We start from the raw sequence: 20,607 nt of genomic DNA, 5'->3' as shown, positions 1-20,607 counted from the left end.
TCAAGCCATTGAAAACGCGGGAGTGTTTGGCTGGCATAAAGTGCGATCCACAGAGGTTGCTGCGCCCACCCGGCGGTCAGGCACCGCGCGGCTTGTTTCTGACCCCCCAATGTCCGCTCAAGGCCAACCGCAACACCCTTCACACCCTGAGCCGCACCCCCTCCGGATCGAACGGCGGCTCATGCAGGATGCGCGCGCGGTGCGGCTGGCCCAGCACCATCACCTCCACCGCATCACCCGGACCGGCATCGCCCTTCACATATCCAAGCGCCAGGCTCATCCCCACCGCATAGCCGTAAGCCCCCGAGGTCACGCGCCCCACGCCCACACCATCCTTCAAGATCGGCTCGCCGCCCGTTGCATCTGCATTCGAGGCAGTCACATCCGCCTCCTCCAGCGCCAGCAGCACCAGCCGCTCGCGCGGCGCCTCGCCGATCACGGCCTCCAGCGCCGCCTTGTTCAGGAACTCCTTTTCCATCTTGCACAGCCCCGCCAGCCCGGCCTCCTGTGGCCAGTATTCGGGGCTGTATTCGCGGCTCCACGAGCCATAGCCTTTCTCGATCCGCAGGCTCATCAGCGCCCGGCTGCCCACCGGCCCCGCGCCCACATCGCGCCCCGCCTCGATCAGCGCCGCATAGAGCCGCGCCTGATCCTGCGCGGCACAATGCAACTCCCAACCCAGATCGCCGGTGAAACTCACCCGCAGCGCCACGCACGCAACCCCCGCGATCTCCACCCTCGCCGAGCGCATGAAGGGGAAATCCTCGGTGCTGAGCGACGCATTGGTCAGCCGCTGCAACATCTCACGCGAGCGCGGCCCCGCCACGTTGAAGCCGCAGACCGCCTCGGTCAGGCTCTCGAACACGGTCCCCTCCGGCAGCGGCACCGCATCGAAAAACCGCTTGTGATAGCGCTCCGCCATGCCCGAGGAGATCACCCAGAATTCATCCTCCGCGAGCCGCGTCACCGTCGCATCCCCGGCAATCCCGCCGCGCACGCCAATCAGCGGCGTCAGGCACGACCGGCCCACGGCGCGCGGCATCCGGTTGGCGAAGACGGCGTTGAGCCAGCCCTCCGCCCCCGGCCCCTTGACCCGGTACTTGGCGAAATTCGAGATGTCGATGATGCCCGCCCGCTCTCGCAGCATGCGGGCCTCCTCGCCCACCGGCCCCCACCAGTTCTGCCTTGTAAAGCCGTTGGTATCGACGGTGCCGGGCGTGTCCGCAAACCACAGCGGATGCTCCCAGCCATAGTTGAGGCCAAAGACCGCGCCCATCTCGCGCTGGATCTCGTAGGCGGGCCGCACCCGCAGCGGCCGCCCCGCCGCGCGCTCCTCATTGGGATAATGGATGGCAAAGCGATGCGCGTATTGGTCGTTGACCTTCGCCTTCACAAACTCTCGGTCATTGGCCCAGAGGCCGAACCGCGCGATATCCCAGGCGAACATGTCGTATTTCATCTCGCCATGCACCAGCCATTCCGCCACCATCCAGCCCATGCCCGCCGATTGGCTGAACCCCGGAATGATCCCGTTACAGCAGAAATAGCCTTTCAGCTCCGGCACCGGTCCAAGGATCACATTGGCATCGGGCGACCAGATCATCGGGCCGTTGATCACCCGCTTGATCCCCGCCTCGCCCACCACCGGCACCCGGTCGATGGCGCGCATCATGTTGTCCTCGATCCGCTCCAGATCGTCGGGGAAGAGGTCATGCGCAAAATCCAAGGGTGTGCCCTCTTCCGCCCAGAACCGCATGTCGCGCTCATAGGCCCCGATCAGCAGGCCCTTGCCCTCCTGCCGCAGGTAATATTCCCCGTCCCGGTCCGCGACCGAGGGCAGGCGCCGGTCGAGCCCTTCGATCCCGGCAATCGTCTCGGTCACGAAATACTGGTGTTCGGTGGGCTGCAAGGGCAGCTCGATCCCCGCCAGCTTGGCCACCTCACGGCCCCACAGACCGGCAGCGTTAATGACCCAGGGCGTGTGGATATTGCCCTTGGGCGTCTCGACAATCCAGGTCCCGTCCGCCTGCGGCAGCGTCGCCATCACCGGCGTGAATCGATGGATCTCCGCACCCCGCTGCCGCGCCCCCACCGCATAGGCATTGGTCACACCCGAGGGGTCGACATTGCCGCCATCGGGCTCGTACATGATGCAGCGGATGCCGTCGAAATTCACCAAAGGGTGCAGCCGCTCGGCCTCGTCGCGCGAAATCTCGTGGAAATTCATGCCATAAAGCTTGGCCTTGGCCGCCTGCAACCGCAGCTGATGCGCGCGGTTCTCGGTCTGCGCCAGATAGAGCGAGCCGGGTTGAAACACCCCACAGCTTTGCCCGGTCTCCTCCTCCAGCGCGTTGTAGAGGTTCATCGTGTAGTGCTGCAAACGGCTGATATTGGCGCTGTCATGCAGCCCGTGGATATTGGCCGCCGCGTGCCACGTGCTGCCGCTCGTCAACTCGTCGCGCTCCAGCAGCACCACGTCGCTCCAGCCCAGCTTGGCCAGATGGTAGAGGATCGAGCATCCGATAACGCCGCCGCCGATCACGACAGCCTGTGCATGGGTCTTCATGGGTATCCCTCGGGTTTCTCTCGCCCTTCACCCTGAAGCGCACACCGCCCCGGCGATTGCCGGTTTCCGACATGTTTTGTCGCGGTAATACAAGGCACCACCAAACAACGAAAACACGGCCTGCCACCGAAGGGGCAGGCCGCAGGGCCGGAACAAACGGTCAGGTCAGTGGGGGCTGACCCGGTTCAGCAAGCACCGAAGGTCTGGCTGAACACCGTGCTTCCTGCCACCACCACCGACACCTTGACACCGGTCGGGATGCCGAAATGGGTGCAGATCGTCAGACAGGCCTGCGCCGCCGTCCCGTTGGGGATATGCACCGGCAGGTGAAGGCAATGCTTGCCCAGCCCCAAAGGCAGGGTGAGGCACACCTGATTGTTCGAGATGGTCACGGCAATGCATTGCGCCGCCACCGCGATATGCGCCCCAACCATGGGCAAACCCGACTCCGCGGTCAGGTTCTGAAGCTTTTCATTTCCGGAATGGGTGCGCCGTGCGGCGTCGAGCGCGGCATCAACGGCTTCACTGTCAAATTCATAAAAATCTTGTGCCATTTCAAAGGCCTCCTTAGAAAAGTTAAAGTTCCCGCTAATTACTGCGGATAATAATCTTTTATATTAAGCTGAGTATCTTTTCAAGGATTCTTCTTATGGTTGTTTTTCTGCAAAGTTCTTTCCATAGCAGCCTTCCCCTCCTCGAAATCACGGCACCATGCCCCGATCCAAATACGTCAGCATTTGTCGCAGATAGACATGATCTTTCCAGCGCGGCAGGCAGGCTCGGCCAAAATCATCAAGGAGGCGTGACATGAAAACCAGCACCCGTGTGGTCGTGATCGGCGGCGGTGTCGTCGGCTGTTCCGTGCTCTATCACCTGACCAAGCTGGGCTGGTCCGATGTCATGCTGCTGGAACGCTCCGAGCTCACCTCCGGCTCCACCTGGCACGCGGCGGGCGGGTTTCACACCCTCAACGGCGATACCAACATGGCCGCGCTTCAGGGCTATACGATCCGGCTCTACAAAGAACTCGAAGAGATCACCGGCATGTCCTGCGGGCTGCATCATGTGGGCGGCGTGACGCTCGCCGACAACCGCGACCGTTTCGACATGCTCTTGGCCGAGCGCGCCAAGCATCGCTACATGGGACTGGAGACCGAGATCGTCACGCCCGACGAAATTCGCGAGATCGCGCCCGTCACCAATACCGACGGCATCATCGGCGGGCTTTATGACCCATTGGACGGCCATCTCGACCCGTCGGGCACCACCCACGCCTATGCCAAGGCGGCGCGCATGGGCGGCGCGCAGATCGAGACCCATTGTATGGTGCAAGAGACCAACCAACGCCCCGATGGCACATGGGACGTGGTGACCGACAAGGGCACCATCCACACCGACCACGTGGTCAACGCAGGCGGCCTCTGGGCCCGCGAGGTGGGCGCGATGGCGGGCGTTTACCTGCCGCTGCACCCGATGGAGCATCAGTATATCGTCACCGACGAAATACCGACGATATACAGCCGCGATACCGAACACCCCCATGTCATGGACCCGGCGGGCGAAAGCTATCTGCGGCAAGAGGGGCGCGGGCTGTGTATCGGCTTCTACGAGCAGCCCTGCAAACCCTGGGCGGTGGACGGCACACCGTGGGATTTCGGGCATGAACTGCTGCCCGACGACCTCGACAAGATCGAGGCCAGCATCGAGTTTGCCTACCGCCGCTTTCCCGTGCTCGAAAAGGCGGGGGTCAAATCGGTCATCCACGGCCCCTTCACCTTCGCCCCCGATGGCAACCCGCTGGTCGGGCCTATCCCCGGCCTGCGCGGCTACTGGTCGGCCTGCGGCGTGATGGCAGGCTTTTCCCAAGGCGGCGGCGTCGGCCTGATGCTGGCGCAATGGATGACCGAGGGGGAGTGCGAACGCGACGTCACCGCCATGGACGTGGCCCGCTTCGGCGACTGGATCAGCCCGGGCTATACCCGCCCGAAAGTCATTGAAAACTATCAGAAAAGATTCAGCGTCTCCTACCCCAACGAGGAGCTTCCCGCCGCCCGCCCCTTCCGTCAAACCCCGATGTATGACGTGTTCGATCAGATGGGTGCCGTCTGGGGCGCGCAATACGGGCTGGAGGTGGTCAACTACTTCGCGCAGGGCTATGGGGCCTCAAGCAGCGAAGCGGTAGGCCAACAAAAAGATCCACGCTTCGAGACCCCCTCCTTCCGCCGCTCCAACGCGTGGGAGGCCACCGCGCGCGAGGTCCGCGCCGTGCGCGAGGGCGTCGGCATCAACGAGGTCCATAACTTCGGCAAATACCTCGTCAGCGGCGAAGGAGCCCGCGACTGGCTCGACCGGATCATGGCCGGACGCATCCCCAAGCCCGGGCGGCTCTCGCTCACCCCGATGCTCTCGCCCAAGGGACGGCTCTGGGGCGATTTCACCGTGTCCTGCCTCAATGACGAGACCTTCCAGCTCACCGCCTCCTACGGCGCGCAGGCGTTCCACATGCGCTGGTTCGCCCAGAACGAGGCGACGGGCGTCCGGGTCGAGAACATCTCCGACCGGCTCAACGGCTTCCAGATTGCGGGACCCCGCGCGCGCGACGTGCTCACCGCCTGCACCCGCGACAGGCTCGCGGACATGAAATTCATGGATATCCGCTCTGCGGTCCTCGGCATGGTCGATTGCCTCATTCAGCGCGTCAGCTACACCGGTGATCTCGGATACGAGATCTATTGCGACCCGATGGCACAACGCGCGCTGTGGGATGTGCTCTGGACCGAGGGGCAAAAGCACGGCATGAAACCCTTCGGCATGCGCGCGATGATGTCGCTGCGGCTCGACCGGTTCTTCGGCGCGTGGCTGCGCGAGTTCTCGCCCGATTACACCCCCGGCGAGACCGGCATGGACCGGTTCATCGCGTGGAAAAAGAACACCGATTTCATCGGCCGCGCGGCGGCAGAGGCGGAACGTGTGCAAGGACCGGCGCGCACGCTCGTCGCCTTTGAGGTCGAGGCGGAAGATGCCGATGTGAACGGATACGAGCCGGTCTGGATCGACGGCGAGGTGCACGGTTTCTGCACCTCCGGCGGCTATTCCCACCACGCGGGAAGATCCATTGCCCTCGCCCTCATTCCGGCCGCGCGCGCGCAGGACGGGCTGACAGCGGAAATCGAGATCCTCGGCCATCGCCGCGCCGCCACGCTCATCACCGAGCCGCTCTTTGACGCCGACGGGGCGCGGATGCGGGGCTGATCACAAAACCCCGGCGCAGATGATGATTTGCACCGGGGTTTATTTGAGTATTTTCAGAACAGTGAAAGGCAAAGTTAATCCTGGCGTTCGTCCGGATCGGACTGACCGACGCCGAGAAACAGCCGCTTGAGCGGGATGATCCAGACAAACCCCAGCCCCACATAAACCAGCAGTTCGATCCAGATCGACGGTCGGTCGATCCAGTTCACAAGGCTCACGGCGGCCACGATATAGGCGGGCAGCCCCACCAGAAGCACCACCAGCGACCAGCGTTTCCGGGCCTTGTAACTGAGCATTCCGCCTCCTCAATCCGCGAACGGGTCGGTCACCAGGATGGTATCCTCGCGCTCCGGTGAGGTGGAGAGTAGCGCGACCGGACAGTCGATCAACTCTTCGACGCGGCGCACGTATTTGATCGCGTTGGCAGGCAAATCGGCCCAGCTGCGCGCGCCCTCGGTCGACTCCGACCAGCCCGGCAGTTCCTCGTAGACGGGCGTGCAGCGGGCCTGCTCCTCGGCGGCAATCGGCAAGTAATCCAGCCGCTTGCCCTCAAGGTCATATCCGACGCAGATCTTGAGCGTCTCGAAGCCGTCGAGCACGTCAAGCTTGGTGAAGGATATGCCGGTCACTCCGCTCGTGACACAGGTCTGCCGCACCAGGCAGGCATCGAACCAGCCGCAGCGCCGTTGCCGCCCGGTCACCGTGCCGAACTCATGCCCACGCTCGCCCAATCGCTGACCGTCCTCGTCCTGCAACTCGGTTGGAAACGGCCCCTCGCCCACGCGGGTGGTATAGGCCTTGACGATGCCCAGCACGTAATCGATCGAGCCCGGCCCGATCCCGACACCCGTCGCCGCTTGGCCCGCGATGACATTTGACGAGGTCACAAAGGGATAGGTGCCGAAATCAATGTCCAGCAGCGCGCCCTGCGCGCCCTCGAACAGAATGCGCTTGCCCGCCCGGCGCTGCTCGTTGAGCACCTTCCACACGGGCGCGGCATAGGGCAGGATCTGCGGTGCGATCTCGATCAGCTGCGCGATCAGCGCCTCGCGGTCCACCGCCTCGATCCCCAGTCCCCGGCGCAGCGGGTCGTGATGCTGCAGCGCCCGGTCCACCCGCGCGATCAGTGTCTGCTCATCGGCCAGATCGGCCACCCGCACCGCGCGTCGGCCCACCTTGTCCTCATAGGCGGGGCCGATGCCGCGCCCGGTGGTGCCGATCTTGGTGCCCTTGCTCGCGGCCTCTTCGCGGGCGCGGTCCAATTCGCCATGGATCGGCAGGATCAGCGGCGTGTTCTCGGCGATCATCAGCGTCTCGGGGGTGATCGTCACGCCCTGCTCGCGGATCTGCGCGATCTCATTCACCAGATGCCACGGGTCGAGCACCACGCCATTGCCGATGACCGATAGCTTGCCGCCCCGCACCACGCCCGAGGGCAGCGCGTTCAATTTGTAGACCTTGCCGTCGATCACGAGGGTGTGGCCAGCATTATGGCCCCCCTGAAAGCGCGCGATCACGTCGGCGCGCTCGCTCAGCCAATCGACGATCTTGCCTTTTCCCTCGTCCCCCCACTGGGCCCCGACGACTACGACATTTGCCATGATTTACCCCTCGGCATTTGGTCCAAACCGCGCGCCGGTATAACGGGGCGCGCACGCGGGCGAAACACCTAAATCACCGCGCCCCACTGGACAGCGCGCCCGCCCTGCGGCACATCGGTGTCGTAGAGTGCAAAAGCGGGGGTGACATGGGATTTCTGGCAAGATGGGCGGTGGCCTTCGTGCTGCTGGCGCTGACCTTCAACCCGACCGAGTGGAATTTCACCACTTGGGCGCGCACCAATTTCACTGCGCAGATGCCGCTGACGGTGCTGCTCGGGCTGGTCCTGCTGGTCGGCTATATCATTTACCTGCGCGCCACGCTGCGTTCAATCGGCGGTTTCGGTATGGGGTTGGTGCTGGCAATCGCGGCGGCGCTTGTCTGGGTGCTGCATGATTTCGGGCTGATCAGCTTCGACAATCCCACGCTGAATGTCTGGCTGGCGCTGGTGGCGCTGTCGCTTGTGCTCGGCATCGGGCTCAGCTGGTCTCACGTGCGCCGCAAGCTCTCGGGTCAGGCGGATATGGATGATGTTGACATTGATTGAAGCACCCTGCGCGAAACGCGGCCGAAGGCCGCCGCGCATCGCCGTGCCGCCCCCCGGCGCGGCGATTTGGCTGCAACATGCTCTGCGCTCGGATGTTTTTCGGGCTTGGCTGGCATAAAGCACTGCCAAATTAACATTGGATCGCCACACCGCGGCACGATGATGCGCGGCTCATGGCAACGGCAACTTCCGGCCATATCCCGACCAACACATCGGGCGGAGCATGTCATTGATAGCCCGGCACGAATGAAGGCTCCGTTTCCACCCGGCCCCGGCTGAGTTTCTTCGGCACCCCGCACAAGAACACCCCTCCGCCAAAGCCTCCCACATTGCCGGGTTGCGGGCGGCGGCGGAATTGCATAGATACCGCGCAGACCGCGATCAAGTAATAGGCCCTGTGACCCATGGAAAACGTCGTCTTGACCATCCACCTGCTTCTGGCGCTCGCGCTCATCGGTGTGGTGTTGCTGCAACGCTCCGAGGGTGGCGGGCTTGGCATGGGCGGCGGCGGCGGCGGGGCCATGACGGGCCGTGCCGCAGCGACGGCACTGGGCAAGGTCACATGGCTCTTGGCGGCGGCCTTTATCACCACCTCGATCACTCTGACCATCATCGCGGCGCAGCAGTCTGCGGGCAGTTCTGTGCTCGACCGCCTGGGCAACCAGCCCGCCCCGGTCGAGGAGAGCGCCCCAGGTCTGCCCGATACAGACACGCTCCTACCGCCGCCCTCGGGCGACAGTGCGCCGCTGACACCGACCGCCGACTGACCACAAATGATTGAGGGCCACGCCTGAACCGCAACATGATCTTGCGGTCGGCTTGCGCATCCCTCGCGAATCCTCTATTGGTTAAATCCCGTGATGGATGGCCTTTTCAGGGCCGTTCCGGGCTTTTGATCAAGCATCACAAACGCAGTATCACGGGGGGCTTTGCGCGCGCATGGCACGTTACATCTTCATCACCGGCGGCGTGGTTTCCTCGCTTGGCAAGGGTCTGGCCTCGGCGGCGCTCGGCGCGCTCTTGCAGGCGCGCGGCTTCTCGGTTCGCTTGCGCAAACTCGATCCTTACCTCAACGTCGATCCCGGCACGATGTCGCCGTTCGAGCACGGCGAGGTCTTCGTCACTGATGACGGGGCCGAAACCGATCTCGATCTCGGCCATTACGAGCGATTCACCGGGGTGCCGGCCCGGATCACTGATTCCGTCTCCTCGGGCCGGATCTATTCCAACGTGCTGGAGCGTGAGCGGCGCGGCGACTACCTTGGCAAGACCATTCAGGTCGTCCCCCATGTTACCAATGAAATCAAGGACTTCCTCGCCGTGGGCGAGACGGAAGTTGATTTCATGCTGTGCGAGATCGGCGGCACCGTGGGCGATATCGAAGGGCTGCCCTTCTTCGAGGCGATCCGCCAGTTCAGCCATGACCGGGCGCGCGGGCAATGCATCTTCATGCACCTGACCCTGCTGCCCTATCTCGCCGCCTCCGGCGAGCTCAAGACCAAGCCGACCCAGCACTCGGTCAAGGAATTGCAGAGCATCGGCATCGCCCCCGACATCCTCGTCTGCCGCTCCGAACAGCCGATCCCCGACAAGGAACGCGAAAAGATCGCGCTCTTCTGCAACGTGCGCAAGGAACATGTCGTCGCCGCCTATGACCTCAAGTCGATTTACGAGGCCCCGCTCGCCTATCACCATGAAGGGCTCGATCAGGCCGTGCTCGACGCGTTCCAGATCAGCCCGGCGCCGCGCCCCGACCTCACCGTCTGGCAGGATGTCGTGGACCGCATCCACAACACCGACGGCGCGGTCAATATCGCCATCGTCGGCAAATACGTGCAGCTGGAAGACGCCTACAAGTCGATCAAGGAGGCGCTCATTCACGGCGGCATGGCCAACCGGGTCAAGGTCAATGTCGAATGGGTCGATGCCGAGATTTTCGAGCGCGAAGACCCCGCCCCGCATCTTGAGGGCTTTCACGCCATTCTGGTTCCGGGCGGCTTTGGCGAGCGCGGCACTGAGGGCAAGATCAAGGCCGCCGAGTTTGCCCGCACCCGCAAGATCCCCTATCTCGGCATCTGCCTCGGCATGCAGATGGCGGTGATCGAGGCGGCGCGCAACGTCGCCGGGCTCAAACACGCGGGCTCTGAGGAATTCGACCTTGAGTCGGGCAAGAAACGGTTTGAGCCGGTGGTCTACCACCTCAAGGAATGGGTGCAGGGCAACGAGAAGGTGCAACGCAATGTCAGCGACGACAAGGGCGGCACCATGCGCCTCGGCGCCTATGACGCGGTACTACGGGACGGCAGCCGGGTCGCGCAGATCTATGGCACGACGCAGATCGACGAACGCCACCGTCATCGCTACGAGGTCGATACCAAGTATCGCGACAAGCTTGAGGAGTGCGGCCTGACCTTCTCGGGCATGTCCCCCGATGGCCGCCTGCCGGAAATCGTTGAGTGGTCCGATCACCCGTGGTTCATCGGCGTGCAGTATCACCCGGAACTCAAATCCAAACCCTTCGCACCACACCCGCTTTTTGCTGATTTCGTGCGCGCGGCGGTGGATACCTCGCGGCTGGTGTAACGCCGCGCCACTCGGCAGGCCTGACAGCGCGCGCACTCAGCGTACGGGTGGAAAGACGAAACACCGGTCACGGCGAATCATGAGCCAGAGCGATTTGCCGGGCTTGGGCAAAAACACGTTTGGAACAGTTGCCTTCAGCAACGATCCGTCATGATCCATACGAAATTCGACAAGGCTTTCAGACCCCATGAATCGTGCTCTCTCAACCACACCGCGCGCCGGGGTGCCGTCACGGGGCGTGGGATTGGGACCACGTCCATGGCGGTCGAAATCAATCTTGATGTGCTGCGGACGAATGACGATCTCGACTTCTTGCCCGTCCGGGACACCCGGGGCCAGAAACTGTCCGAAGGGCGTATCGGTGAGTGCCCCGTGCACGGTGCCGCGAATGACATTGATCTCTGAAAAGAAGGCCATGGCGCTGCGATCGACGGGCGCGTTGTAGACGTTATAGGGCGCGCCCTGTTGCACGATGCGTCCGTCGCGCATGAGTGCAATCTCATCGGCCATGCGCATGGCCTCTTCGGGTTCGTGCGTGACCAGCAAGACGGCCGTATCCTCTTCGCGCAGGATCTCGAGGGTTTCGTCACGGATACCGTCGCGCAGACGGTTGTCGAGACCGGAAAACGGCTCGTCCATCAGCATGATACCGGGGCGCGGGGCGAGCGCGCGGGCGAGGGCGACGCGTTGTTGCTCACCGCCTGACAATTCATGGGGATACGCGCCTAGATATTGGTCAAGCCCGACCCGCTCCAGCAATTCGCGTATACGTCTTTGCCGCACCGCCTTGTCGCCGGTCAGGCCAAAGCCGACATTCTGAGCCACACTCAGATGCGGAAACAGGGCAAAATCCTGAAACATGAGACCGATCTGACGGCGCTCGGGGGGCACGCGAAACACGGTATCGCAGACCAGATTTCCATCGACCCAGATCTCGCCGCTGTCCTGCATCTCCACCCCGGCAATCATCCGCAAGGTCGTGGATTTACCGCAGCCCGACGGCCCCAGAAGACAGGTGACCTGACCGGGCATGACCCTGAGCGAGACATCATCGACGACAACCCGACCGTCGTATCGGCGCATCAGGTTCCTGGTTTCCAGTCGGGGGGTTGGGGTCTGCACCTTGGCCTCTCGCTCTTTCCGATCAATTCTATCGGGTTTTTGTCCGATGCAGATACCAACCCGCCCGACCCCATGCAAGCCATATGGGCCGACGCGCCGTTGACAGGGGAAACCGGAGGTGCTTGTGTAGCGATGTTTTTTTCAGCGGAGTTTCTGACACATGCGTATTCTAACCGGCACACTGTTCGCGCTTTGCCTCGCCTTTCCCGCTCATGCCGAGAGCGATCGTGAGGCGCGCCTTGCCGTGGCCAGGGACTATGTCGAGGCCACCATGAGCGACACGGATGTGCAGGAGTTCATCCGTCAACTCTGGCAACCGATGGTGCAGCAGATGGCGGCGACACGTCAGCCTCTCGAACCCGAGCAGATTGCCGAAATTGAAAGCCTGTTTTCCACGCAGCTGACACAGCCGATCACCGATGTGATGCTGCGGCAGGATGCGATCATGGCCGACATCATGACGTTGGAAGAGCTGACTGCTCTGCGGGATTTCTACACCTCAGAGCATGGCGGTGCCGTGATGCGCAAGATGCCACAGCTGGCGCAGCTCCAGCAGCCGATGATTTCGGCGGTTCTGCAAAAGGCGATGCCGGAGATGATGCCGAAGATCGAGGAAATCACGACCCGCGAAACCGACTAGGCACGGGTCAGAATCGCGCGCGCCGCGCGCAGGCCCGGGGCCTCGCCGCCCCGGCCAAGCCGCTCCATGGTCAGGCGCATCGCTGCGCGTTGCGCGCCGGTGTCGTGCATCAGCGTCAAAAGCGCGGGGGTAATCTGCTCTGCGCGGCAATTGCCGCCGATGAATTCCGGCACCGCGCGCGTCTCGCTCACCAGGTTGACCAGCGTCAATGTATCAACCCGCAGCATCCGCGAGATGATCACCCGGCTCAGCCAGGCCATGTCATAGGCGATCACCATCGGCGTGTCTGACGCCGCCAGTTCCAGCGACACCGTGCCAGAGGCCGCAAGCGCCCAATCGGCGGCGTGAAAGGCGCGGGCCTTTTCGGTTTTGAAATCAGGGCTGTCGGGGGCAAGGATCAGGGGCGCGATCGCCCACGCCTCTACCACTTCGCGCACCAGCGGGGCCATCTGCGCTGTCGTCGGCAAGACCAGCCGCGTCCCGGGCCGTGCCTCGGCCATCTGCGCTACCACCTCGCCAAACACCGGTGCGAGCCGCGTCACCTCGCCCCGGCGCGAGCCGGGCAGCACCATCAGAAGTGGCTCATCGGTCAGCCCGTGCCGCGCGCGAAACCCCGCGACCTCCTCTGCCGTGGGCTGTGGCTCTGCCACCACCGGATGCCCCACAAAATCGCACTCCATGCCCGCCGCCTCCATCAGCGGCGGCTCAAACGGCAGCAAGGCGAGCACATGGTCGATCACCTGCGCCATTTTCGCCGCCCGCCCCGCGCGCCACGCCCAGACCGACGGGGCCACGTAATGCACGGTGCGGATGTTGCGCACGGCCTTGACCTTGCGCGCCACGCGCAGGCAGAAATCCGGGCTGTCGATGGTGATCAGGATATCCGGATCGCACTCCAGCACCGCCGCGACGGTCTGGTTGAGCCGCCTTCGCAGATGCGGATAGCGCGGCACGATCTCGGCCAGCCCCATGACGCTCAGGTCCTCCATCGGAAAGAGGCTGTCGAGCCCCTGCGCCTGCATCTGCGCGCCGCCGACACCGTGAAACTCGACCTCGGTCAGCGATGCCAGCCCGGCCATCAGCGCGGCCCCCAGCCGGTCGCCCGACGCCTCGCCCGCGACCAAAAAGACCTTCATCCCGTCCCCCCGGGGCGCACCCAAAGGAAGAGCCCTGCGACGGCCAGAACGCCGCGCACATCTTCAGGCTCCAGCAGCATCACGCCACCGGCCTCGATCACGATACCGTCAAGCCCCGCCGCGACAACCCGGCGCGCCGTGTCCGGGCCGATCACCGGCATGTCGGCGCGCAAGTCCTGCCCCGGTTTCGGCGCCTTGTAGAGCAGACCGCCGGTCTCTGTTGGGCTGTCCTGACCACTCAGCCAGTCCGCCGCGCCGCCGATCATCTGATCGGCGATGTCAAACGGATCAAGGCTCCAACCGCCGCCGCTGTCTCCGTCTTTCGTCAGATCGGCCAGCATCGCATCGGTGCCGCGCTCATCTTCGCGTGCCACGACGCGACCGGCGCGCACCACCACGGCCTGCCCCAGATCGTCGCGGCCCATTTGATCAAGCGCCGCGACCGCCGCCGCAAGATCGGCGGCGATGCCATCCGGTAATCCCCCGATCCGCAGGCCCGGCTCGGGCAGCAGGTCGGGGGCGATCCCGGCAGCCCCGATCACCTCGATGCCGGACGTCTCAAAGATCGCGATGATCTCGCGCAGCAGACCATCATCGCCTTTTGCCAGTGCGCCTTGCAAGCGCGGGATGTAGGGTGCGGTCGCAGCGTCAATCAAGGACGGGTCGACCGCGGGCCGGCGCATTGCCCCAGCCATGCAGAGCCGGGTAATTCCCCGCGCCCGCAACTCCGCCAGAAAATTGCCGAAACTCTCCAGCCGAAACCCGAGGCGGGGGAGATCCCCGGTCACCTCGGAGGGGAACTGTGCCATCTCGCAGATCAGCGGCACCTCGCCCCGCGCCAGCAGGGATTTCACCAGATGCGGCGGCACGCCCCCTTGCCCGGCAATGAGCGCGAGGGTCATGGCCTAGCCCTGCCCCGGGGTCAGATAAGAGCGGTCGGACTCCGCGGTGATGAAATCGGCAATCCGGCGCACGTAATCGCTCTCGGTCTCCTCGCCCAGACGGCGCGCACGATCCTGAAACGCCCCCTCGCCCTGCGCCAGCATCTGATAGGCGGCGCGCAGCGCGGTGATATCGGCCCGACCCACGCCACGCCGCTTGAGCCCGACCAGGTTGAGGCCATCGAGATATCCGCGCGGGCCCTGCACGAGGCCATAGGGCATGACATCATGGGTCACCATTGTCACCGCTCCGATGATCGCCCCGCGCCCGATGCGCACAAACTGATGCACCCCTGACAAACCGCCGATGATCACCTCATCCTCGATGATGCAATGCCCCGCAAGCGCGGCGTTGTTGACCAAGATCACCTGATTGCCGATCTGCACGTCATGGGCCACGTGACAGCCCGCCATGAACAGCCCGTCATCACCGACACTGGTGACACCGCCACCGCCCTCGGTGCCGGTGTTCATGGTGACATGCTCGCGGATGCGGTTGCGCGCACCAATGCGCAGCGCAGTGTGCTCGCCCTTGAATTTCAGATCCTGCGGCACCTCGCCGATCGAGGCGAAAGGAAAGATCACCGTATCGTCGCCCACCTCGGTGTCGCCGGTGACGACGACGTGAGATCTGAGCGTGACCCGCTCTCCAAGTCGGACATCCGGGCCGACATGGCAAAACGGCCCGATCTGGCAGCCCGCCCCCAGCTGCGCGCCGGGTTCGACATAGGCGGAGGGGTGGATATGCGTCTCGGACATCGGACTACTCTTTCGGCAGGTCCATCATCGCAGTGAACTCCGCCTCGGCGGCCATCTCGCCCTCGACCTCGGCGACGCCGGAAAACTTCCAGACCTTGCCCCCCGGCTTGCCGCGCGTGGTCTCCAGATTCATCTCAAGCACGTCGCCCGGGACCACCATGCGGCGGAACTTGGCACGGTCGATGGCCATGAAGTAGACCAGCATGTTGCGGTCCTCCATGCCAAGCGCGGTGCCCACCATCACCGCCGCCGTCTGCGCCATCGCCTCGATGATCGTGACACCGGGCATGATGGGACGTCCGGGGAAATGGCCCTGGAAATGCGGCTCGTTCATGGTGACGTTCTTGATGCCGCGCGCGGTCTGAAAGCCCTCGATATCGACCACCTTGTCCACCAGCAGAAATGGATACCGATGCGGGATCAGCCGCTGGATCTGGTGAATATCCGCAGATTTGAGCGGCTCGGTCATGTGACAGTCCTTTCACGTCAGGTTGGAAATGTCCCTAGCAAGCGCAAGCGCGGGGGACAAGGCCGCCCGCTCGGGCTATTCCACCGGGGCAGGCTCCGGATCGGTATCCGGCGTCGCCTTCGGAGGCACCTTGGGGCCACTGCCGATACGTTCATTGACCCGTGCAATCGCCAGATCGGTGACGTCTGCCGCGCCGGTGTGCAGCATCACCGCGCGCGCGTCGATCATGACCATCGCGTTGGCCTCTCGCAGCAGTTCGTTGAGAACGGGCTGCACCACGCGCATGAATTGGGCCGGCACCATGTCACGGCGCCGTTCCAGTTCGCGGGACTTGCGCTCGCTTTCGAGGCGCAATTCTTCGACTTTCTGATCGAACGAATCCGCGAGTGCGCGGAATTCTGACGCAGGGGTTGTGGCGCGCAGACCTGTCAGCGCCTGTTCCTCGGCTTCAAGCTCTGCGGCGACGCGTTCGTTGTGCGCAATCAGTCGCTCACGCTCGGCCTGAAGCTCGGCCTGCAAACGCTTGCCATAGTCGGATTCAATCAACATGCGCTCCGGGTCGATCACCAGGACATCGCTCTGGATCACCCCCATCTGCTGCGCCCGCAAAAGGCCCCCCGGCGCAAGGGCCAAAACCGCAACCAGAGCCGCCAAGGCAAGCGCGTACCGCACGATCAGAATTCCGTGCGAACCGTCAGGTCAAACTGTTGTTCAAGATCGCCCGGCTCGGACTTGAGCGCGTTGGAAAAGTTCATCCGGATCGGGCCGAAGGGCGACGACCAGAACACCGAAAAGCCGATCACGTGACGTGGCTCGAACCCGGTGGAATTCAGCGCCCCGGTGGCTGCCGACTTGTTACCGACGCCCCAGATCGAACCGATGTCATAGAATGCACCGCCGGTGATCCCATATTCATCGGGCAGTCCAAGCGGAAACTCCGCCTCCAGCTTGAGGGCCGCGAAATAATCGCCGCCGAGGTGCTCTGTCCCTTCGACCGGCCCCATGCCGTTGGGCTCGAAGCCACGCATCACCTGACGACTGAACCGGTTGATGTAGCGGCTGTCCTGGCCGTTCGAGAACTCGATAGCACCGCCTTCAAGCGTGGCACGCAGCGTTACATCCTCATTTAGAACAGTTGTCTGACCGACAAGACGCGCGGTGGTCTTGATGTAATCATTGTCACCGCCGAGGCCGGCAAATTCCTGACCAAAGGACAACAGGACACCGGCATTGGGATTGAGGCCGGTCCGCCGGGTGTCGTAGGAAAAGTCATAGCCGATGGCACTGGTCCACAAACTGCCTTGGTTGATCTCGCTTTGCAAAATGCCCGAGGTGCCGTTGTAATCGGACATATCTTCGTAACTGGCATTATAGAACACGCCGAACCGCGTATTTTCGCCGGTCGGAAAGTTCAGGCTGGGCCGGAAGGTGCCGATTGCTGTGTCAAAGAGGCTATTGTCGTCGTCGGTCTCCTGAAACGCGAAATCCAGTCCAAACGCGACATCGCGGCCAAGAAACGCGGGTTCTACAAAGGCCAGATTGTAGTTGATCGTATCGCCGGTCGCGAGGATGCGCGCTGTCAGTTCCTGGCCGCGCCCGATGAAATTGCGCTCGGAAAAGCCCAGAGATACGCCAAGCCCGGAATTCGACGAGAAACTCGCGCCGACAGAAACGCTGCCTGTCGTGGTTTCCTCGACATCGGTTTCGATGACCACCTGATCCGGTCGCGAGCCTTCACGGGCATTCACCTCGACATCCGAGAAAAACTGGAGCGCACGAATACGGTCTGCCGCCTGCCGGACCGAGCGCGGATTGAACGGGTCACCTTCGGCGATTTCGAATTGCCGCCGGATCACTCGGTCCAGCGTGGTGGTGTTGCCCTCGATGTCGATGCGTTCGACAAACACACGCGGGCCCCGCTGGAGCACGAATTCCACATCCAGCGTCAGGTCGCGGTCATTGCGCGTGATGCGCGGCTCGACGCGGAGAAAGTCGACACCGTTCTTGACCGCGAGCCGCTCCATCCGCGCGATCGAGTTCTCGATCAACGTTGGCGAATAGACGACCCCGGGTCTGACCTTGAGCGTATCATGGTACTGATCCGCGTCTACATTGTTTATCTCGCTGACGGTCGAGAGCCCCCCAAACCGGAATTGCTGGCCTTCCTGCACATTGAAGGTGATGAAATACGCGTCACGCTCGCGCGCCAGCTCGGCGTTGGTGCCAGTGACCCGAAAATCAACGTATCCGCGTGAATTATAAAAATCCGTCAGAACCTGGCGGTCGAAATTCACCCGGTCCTCGACGAATGTGTCTCGTTCGATCAGCGCCCGCAGCAGACCTGTCTGCTTGCTCTCGATGACCCGGCGCAGGCGCCGATCCGAATACGCGCGATTGCCGACAAAGCCGATGCGCTGCACCTCGATCTTGCGGCCCTCGAAAATCTCGAACACCAGATCGACGCGGTTGTCGCTTCGGCGAATGACCTTTGGGGTCACACGTGCCGCCACGCGGCCATTCTGCGTATAGGCCTCGGAGATGATCCCCGCGTCCCGTTCAGCCTGTGTCGGGCTGAACACCTGACGCGGTTGGCTCTGGATGAAGCCCGTGAGGTCCTCATCCTTGAGCTTGTTATTGCCCTCGAATGCAATGCGGTTGATTGTCGGGAACTCGGTCACGCGGATCAACAAACGACTGCCCTGGGGAATGACCTCGACTTCTTCGAACAGTCCCGATCCGAGGATATTCTGATAGGCGTCGTTCAGCTCTCCGGCTGAGACCGTCTCGTTTCGCGCGATGCCTGCATATGACAGGATCGTGCCCGGTTCGATCCGTTGATTTCCCTCGATGGCCACCGAGGAAAAACGATAAGATTGCGCATCGGCCGGCTGGCCAGAGGCGAGCAACAGAGCAGCAACAAGCAAGGCCAGAAGGTTTCCTGCTCCGGTCTTTGCCACAGCGGAAAACAGTCGGCGCAAGGGCCGATCCATGTTGCGAATATTCATTCGATCAAACCCAGTCAGACATCCCATTGCCGATGTCACTAACCCGTCTGCCTGAGCTTGTCAAAACGCGAGTGGCGGGTTTTGCCACGCCAAAATCAAAGCGTGCCTATATACCCCGCAGCCACGAGTGCTGCGCTCAGCGTTGCGATATAAAGCAACAGATCCGCGTTGATGTTGAGCAAAACGCTCATTCCGCGATATCCGTCCCTGATCGGTTGCATGATGATCTCCTGTTTTCGGCATCTTCAAACAGAAAGAACGTGTCACACCGCATGGGCAAGATAGCGCCGGAAATGTGGCAAAATCGTGGAAACACGCCTTCCACGATTTCAAAATAACGCATCGTTTCTCAGACAGCCGACCCACGCTCTGCCATGAACCGTGCGAGCCGCGTCAACCCTTCTTCTATATCGGCGGTGGCGCGGGCATAGGAAAACCGCAGCGTACCCGCGCCGCGCCGCGCGTCGAAATCGAGCCCGGGCGTCACGGCGACCCCTGCCCGTTCAAGGATTTCGGCGGCGAAGGCGCGGCTGTCTTTGGTCAAGTGGCTCACATCCGCATAGACGTAAAACGCGCCGTCCGGTGGCGCGATCCTGTCAAACCCGGCCTTGGGCAACCCGTCCAGCATCAACCCGCGATTGCGGCGATAAACCGCCATGTTCGCCTCAAGCTCATCGTGGCAATCCATCGCCGCGAGGGCCGCCACCTGGCTTGCATGTGGCGGGCAGATGAACAGATTCTGCGCCAGCCGCTCGACCACGCGCACCTGGTCCTCCGGCACCACCATCCAGCCAACCCGCCAGCCGGTCATCGAGAAATACTTGGAGAACGAGTTGATCACATAGCATTCATCGGTGATCTCCAGCGCGCTGACCGCGCGCGTCTCATATTCGATGCCATGGTAGATTTCGTCACTGATGAAGGCCGCGCCCTGCGCATGACACGCGGACACCAAGTCGCCAAGCGCCGCGCGGTCCAGCATTGTTCCACTGGGATTCGCCGGGCTTGCGACGAGCAGGCCATTCAGGGTCCGCCCGGCCAGATCGCCGGACACAGGTTGCAGGCGGTTTTCCGCCGCAGTTTCGATCTCCACCGGGACCAGATCGAGCGCGCGCAGAATCTGGCGGTAGCTTGGATATCCCGGCGCGCCGATGCCAACCCTGTCTCCGGCATCGAAGAGCGCCGTGAACGCGAGGATGAATGCCCCCGACGAGCCCGGTGTGACAACCACACGGTCAGGATTCAGCCCGATCCCGTACCACTCCTTGTAGAGCCGCGCGATCCGCGCGCGCAATTCCGGCAAGCCAAGGGCCACCGTGTATCCCATAGGGTCATTGTCCATCGCCCGCGCAAGCGCGGCGCGCGCGCCTTCGGGTGCCGACGTGCCCGGCTGCCCCACTTCCATGTGGATGATGTGCCGCCCCTGTGCCTCGGCCCGGCGTGCGGCCTCCATCACGTCCATCACAATGAAAGGATCGACCTCGGACCGGGTTGAGTTCCGCATCGGTTATCTCCTAGACTAAGACCGCGTCTCGACCCGTCTCACTGGAAAAGGCAACCAAGGTCAATGCCGCTTATGCGTTCTCTCTGCATCGCTCTTATATTGACGCTGACACTGGCGTTGCCTGCGCGCGCCGTCACCCTGCTGCGCGATCCCGATATCGAGCAGGCGTTGCGTAGTCTTGGCGCGCCCATCCTGCGGGCTGCGGGGCTCAACCCGGCGCGGGTGGATATCATGGTGATCGACGCGCCAAGCCTCAATGCGTTCGTGATCGACGCCGATAGCATGTTCATTCATTCCGGCCTGATCCTGCGCATGGATACGCCGGCAATGCTGCAATCGGTTATTGCGCACGAGGCAGCGCATATCGCCAATGGCCACCTGATGCGCCGACCGATCAACGCGCGCAATGCACGCACAGCGGCCGCCCTCGGCGCCGCGCTTGCCGCAGCCGCGGGCGCGGCGACCGGCAGCGGTGAATTCGCCG

At 63.0% G+C, this 20,607-nt stretch carries 19 protein-coding genes; 6 read left to right on the top strand and 13 right to left on the bottom strand.

The genetic code is table 11. From position 1 onward, the window contains the following. Positions 1–139: 139 nt before the first annotated feature. A complete protein-coding gene (locus tag Q0X85_RS15625) occupies positions 140–2,566 on the bottom strand; it encodes an FAD-dependent oxidoreductase (protein ID WP_297773465.1) in 2,427 nt (808 codons plus the stop codon). 185 nt (positions 2,567–2,751) lie between these two features. Next, on the bottom strand, positions 2,752–3,120 hold the full coding sequence (locus tag Q0X85_RS15620) for a hypothetical protein (RefSeq protein ID WP_297773463.1): 369 nt from the start codon (positions 3,118–3,120) through the stop codon (positions 2,752–2,754). A 253-nt stretch (positions 3,121–3,373) separates the two neighbouring features. Between Q0X85_RS15620 and Q0X85_RS15615 the strand changes: the two genes are divergently transcribed. Then, on the top strand, positions 3,374–5,818 hold the full coding sequence (locus tag Q0X85_RS15615) for an FAD-dependent oxidoreductase (RefSeq protein WP_297773460.1): 2,445 nt from the start codon (positions 3,374–3,376) through the stop codon (positions 5,816–5,818). Positions 5,819–5,892: 74 nt separating this feature from the next. Here Q0X85_RS15615 and Q0X85_RS15610 read toward each other — a convergent pair whose 3' ends face one another. Together Q0X85_RS15610 and Q0X85_RS15605 are read right to left on the bottom strand one after the other, a co-directional pair. Beyond that, a complete protein-coding gene (locus Q0X85_RS15610) occupies positions 5,893–6,114 on the bottom strand; it encodes a DUF2842 domain-containing protein (protein ID WP_297773458.1) in 222 nt (73 codons plus the stop codon). A gap of 9 nt (positions 6,115–6,123) precedes the next feature. Beyond that, positions 6,124–7,419, bottom strand: a complete 1,296-nt coding sequence (locus tag Q0X85_RS15605; RefSeq protein WP_297773456.1) for an adenylosuccinate synthase — start codon at positions 7,417–7,419, stop codon at positions 6,124–6,126. Between the two features lie 146 nt (positions 7,420–7,565). Between Q0X85_RS15605 and Q0X85_RS15600 the strand changes: the two genes are divergently transcribed. The 3 genes from Q0X85_RS15600 (at position 7,566) to Q0X85_RS15590 (ending at position 10,547) form a co-directional block, all read left to right on the top strand. After that, entirely contained in the window at positions 7,566–7,964 is a 399-nt protein-coding gene (locus tag Q0X85_RS15600; protein WP_297773454.1) for a DUF6524 family protein, read from the top strand. Between the two features lie 404 nt (positions 7,965–8,368). Continuing rightward, complete coding sequence (gene secG, locus Q0X85_RS15595) at positions 8,369–8,731, top strand: preprotein translocase subunit SecG (RefSeq protein ID WP_297773452.1); 363 nt, start codon at positions 8,369–8,371, stop codon at positions 8,729–8,731. Between the two features lie 172 nt (positions 8,732–8,903). After that, the gene (locus tag Q0X85_RS15590; RefSeq protein WP_297773450.1) at positions 8,904–10,547 is read left to right on the top strand and encodes a CTP synthase; all 1,644 of its coding nucleotides are present in this window, start codon (positions 8,904–8,906) and stop codon (positions 10,545–10,547) included. Positions 10,548–10,583: 36 nt separating this feature from the next. Here Q0X85_RS15590 and Q0X85_RS15585 read toward each other — a convergent pair whose 3' ends face one another. Next, positions 10,584–11,630: an ABC transporter ATP-binding protein gene (locus tag Q0X85_RS15585; RefSeq protein WP_297773447.1), complete on the bottom strand. Its 1,047-nt coding sequence runs from the start codon at positions 11,628–11,630 to the stop codon at positions 10,584–10,586. A 199-nt stretch (positions 11,631–11,829) separates the two neighbouring features. On the opposite strand from Q0X85_RS15585, the gene Q0X85_RS15580 reads away from it, so the two are divergent. Then, positions 11,830–12,309, top strand: a complete 480-nt coding sequence (locus Q0X85_RS15580) for a DUF2059 domain-containing protein (RefSeq protein ID WP_297773445.1) — start codon at positions 11,830–11,832, stop codon at positions 12,307–12,309. Here Q0X85_RS15580 and lpxB read toward each other — a convergent pair. The 8 genes from lpxB to Q0X85_RS15540 form a co-directional block, all read right to left on the bottom strand. Then, entirely contained in the window at positions 12,306–13,445 is a 1,140-nt protein-coding gene (lpxB, locus tag Q0X85_RS15575) for a lipid-A-disaccharide synthase (protein WP_297773443.1), read from the bottom strand. The genes Q0X85_RS15580 and lpxB overlap by 4 nt on opposite strands. Continuing rightward, positions 13,442–14,347, bottom strand: a complete 906-nt coding sequence (gene lpxI, locus Q0X85_RS15570; protein WP_297773442.1) for a UDP-2,3-diacylglucosamine diphosphatase LpxI — start codon at positions 14,345–14,347, stop codon at positions 13,442–13,444. The genes lpxB and lpxI overlap by 4 nt, the downstream gene beginning before the upstream one ends. A gap of 3 nt (positions 14,348–14,350) precedes the next feature. Continuing rightward, positions 14,351–15,145 (bottom strand): acyl-ACP--UDP-N-acetylglucosamine O-acyltransferase, encoded by a 795-nt coding sequence (gene lpxA / locus Q0X85_RS15565; protein ID WP_297773440.1) that lies wholly within the window; start codon positions 15,143–15,145, stop codon positions 14,351–14,353. A gap of 4 nt (positions 15,146–15,149) precedes the next feature. Next, positions 15,150–15,614 (bottom strand): 3-hydroxyacyl-ACP dehydratase FabZ, encoded by a 465-nt coding sequence (gene fabZ / locus Q0X85_RS15560; RefSeq protein WP_297773438.1) that lies wholly within the window; start codon positions 15,612–15,614, stop codon positions 15,150–15,152. A gap of 75 nt (positions 15,615–15,689) precedes the next feature. Further along, entirely contained in the window at positions 15,690–16,286 is a 597-nt protein-coding gene (locus tag Q0X85_RS15555; RefSeq protein WP_297773437.1) for an OmpH family outer membrane protein, read from the bottom strand. Between the two features lie 2 nt (positions 16,287–16,288). Beyond that, a complete protein-coding gene (bamA, locus tag Q0X85_RS15550) occupies positions 16,289–18,619 on the bottom strand; it encodes an outer membrane protein assembly factor BamA (RefSeq protein ID WP_297773435.1) in 2,331 nt (776 codons plus the stop codon). A gap of 95 nt (positions 18,620–18,714) precedes the next feature. Continuing rightward, positions 18,715–18,840 (bottom strand): hypothetical protein, encoded by a 126-nt coding sequence (locus tag Q0X85_RS15545; protein WP_297773432.1) that lies wholly within the window; start codon positions 18,838–18,840, stop codon positions 18,715–18,717. Between the two features lie 128 nt (positions 18,841–18,968). Continuing rightward, positions 18,969–20,123, bottom strand: a complete 1,155-nt coding sequence (locus Q0X85_RS15540) for an aminotransferase class I/II-fold pyridoxal phosphate-dependent enzyme (RefSeq protein WP_297773430.1) — start codon at positions 20,121–20,123, stop codon at positions 18,969–18,971. A gap of 63 nt (positions 20,124–20,186) precedes the next feature. Here Q0X85_RS15540 and Q0X85_RS15535 point away from each other — a divergent pair. Beyond that, a partial coding sequence (locus Q0X85_RS15535) for a M48 family metallopeptidase (RefSeq protein WP_297773428.1) occupies positions 20,187–20,607 on the top strand: 421 nt, incomplete at its 3' end.

The organism is uncultured Roseovarius sp. (assembly GCF_947259555.1).
Classification (GTDB): domain Bacteria; phylum Pseudomonadota; class Alphaproteobacteria; order Rhodobacterales; family Rhodobacteraceae; genus Roseovarius.
The sequence above is the reverse complement of the archived record's forward strand: the minus strand, read 5'-3'. Positions and strand labels throughout refer to the sequence as shown.

What these genes read in the sequence shown, in the direction of transcription:
- Q0X85_RS15540 (WP_297773430.1), bottom strand. Translation starts at nt 20,123, where the DNA reads ATGCGGAACTCAACCCGGTCCGAGGTCGATCCTTTCATTGTGATGGAC.
- lpxA (WP_297773440.1), bottom strand. Translation starts at nt 15,145, where the DNA reads ATGTCCGAGACGCATATCCACCCCTCCGCCTATGTCGAACCCGGCGCG.
- Q0X85_RS15610 (WP_297773458.1), bottom strand. Translation starts at nt 6,114, where the DNA reads ATGCTCAGTTACAAGGCCCGGAAACGCTGGTCGCTGGTGGTGCTTCTG.
- bamA (WP_297773435.1), bottom strand. Translation starts at nt 18,619, where the DNA reads ATGAATATTCGCAACATGGATCGGCCCTTGCGCCGACTGTTTTCCGCT.
- lpxB (WP_297773443.1), bottom strand. Translation starts at nt 13,445, where the DNA reads ATGAAGGTCTTTTTGGTCGCGGGCGAGGCGTCGGGCGACCGGCTGGGG.
- lpxI (WP_297773442.1), bottom strand. Translation starts at nt 14,347, where the DNA reads ATGACCCTCGCGCTCATTGCCGGGCAAGGGGGCGTGCCGCCGCATCTG.
- Q0X85_RS15615 (WP_297773460.1), top strand. Translation starts at nt 3,374, where the DNA reads ATGAAAACCAGCACCCGTGTGGTCGTGATCGGCGGCGGTGTCGTCGGC.
- Q0X85_RS15545 (WP_297773432.1), bottom strand. Translation starts at nt 18,840, where the DNA reads ATGCAACCGATCAGGGACGGATATCGCGGAATGAGCGTTTTGCTCAAC.
- Q0X85_RS15625 (WP_297773465.1), bottom strand. Translation starts at nt 2,566, where the DNA reads ATGAAGACCCATGCACAGGCTGTCGTGATCGGCGGCGGCGTTATCGGA.
- fabZ (WP_297773438.1), bottom strand. Translation starts at nt 15,614, where the DNA reads ATGACCGAGCCGCTCAAATCTGCGGATATTCACCAGATCCAGCGGCTG.
- Q0X85_RS15600 (WP_297773454.1), top strand. Translation starts at nt 7,566, where the DNA reads ATGGGATTTCTGGCAAGATGGGCGGTGGCCTTCGTGCTGCTGGCGCTG.
- secG (WP_297773452.1), top strand. Translation starts at nt 8,369, where the DNA reads ATGGAAAACGTCGTCTTGACCATCCACCTGCTTCTGGCGCTCGCGCTC.
- Q0X85_RS15580 (WP_297773445.1), top strand. Translation starts at nt 11,830, where the DNA reads ATGCGTATTCTAACCGGCACACTGTTCGCGCTTTGCCTCGCCTTTCCC.
- Q0X85_RS15585 (WP_297773447.1), bottom strand. Translation starts at nt 11,630, where the DNA reads ATGCGCCGATACGACGGTCGGGTTGTCGTCGATGATGTCTCGCTCAGG.
- Q0X85_RS15620 (WP_297773463.1), bottom strand. Translation starts at nt 3,120, where the DNA reads ATGGCACAAGATTTTTATGAATTTGACAGTGAAGCCGTTGATGCCGCG.
- Q0X85_RS15590 (WP_297773450.1), top strand. Translation starts at nt 8,904, where the DNA reads ATGGCACGTTACATCTTCATCACCGGCGGCGTGGTTTCCTCGCTTGGC.
- Q0X85_RS15605 (WP_297773456.1), bottom strand. Translation starts at nt 7,419, where the DNA reads ATGGCAAATGTCGTAGTCGTCGGGGCCCAGTGGGGGGACGAGGGAAAA.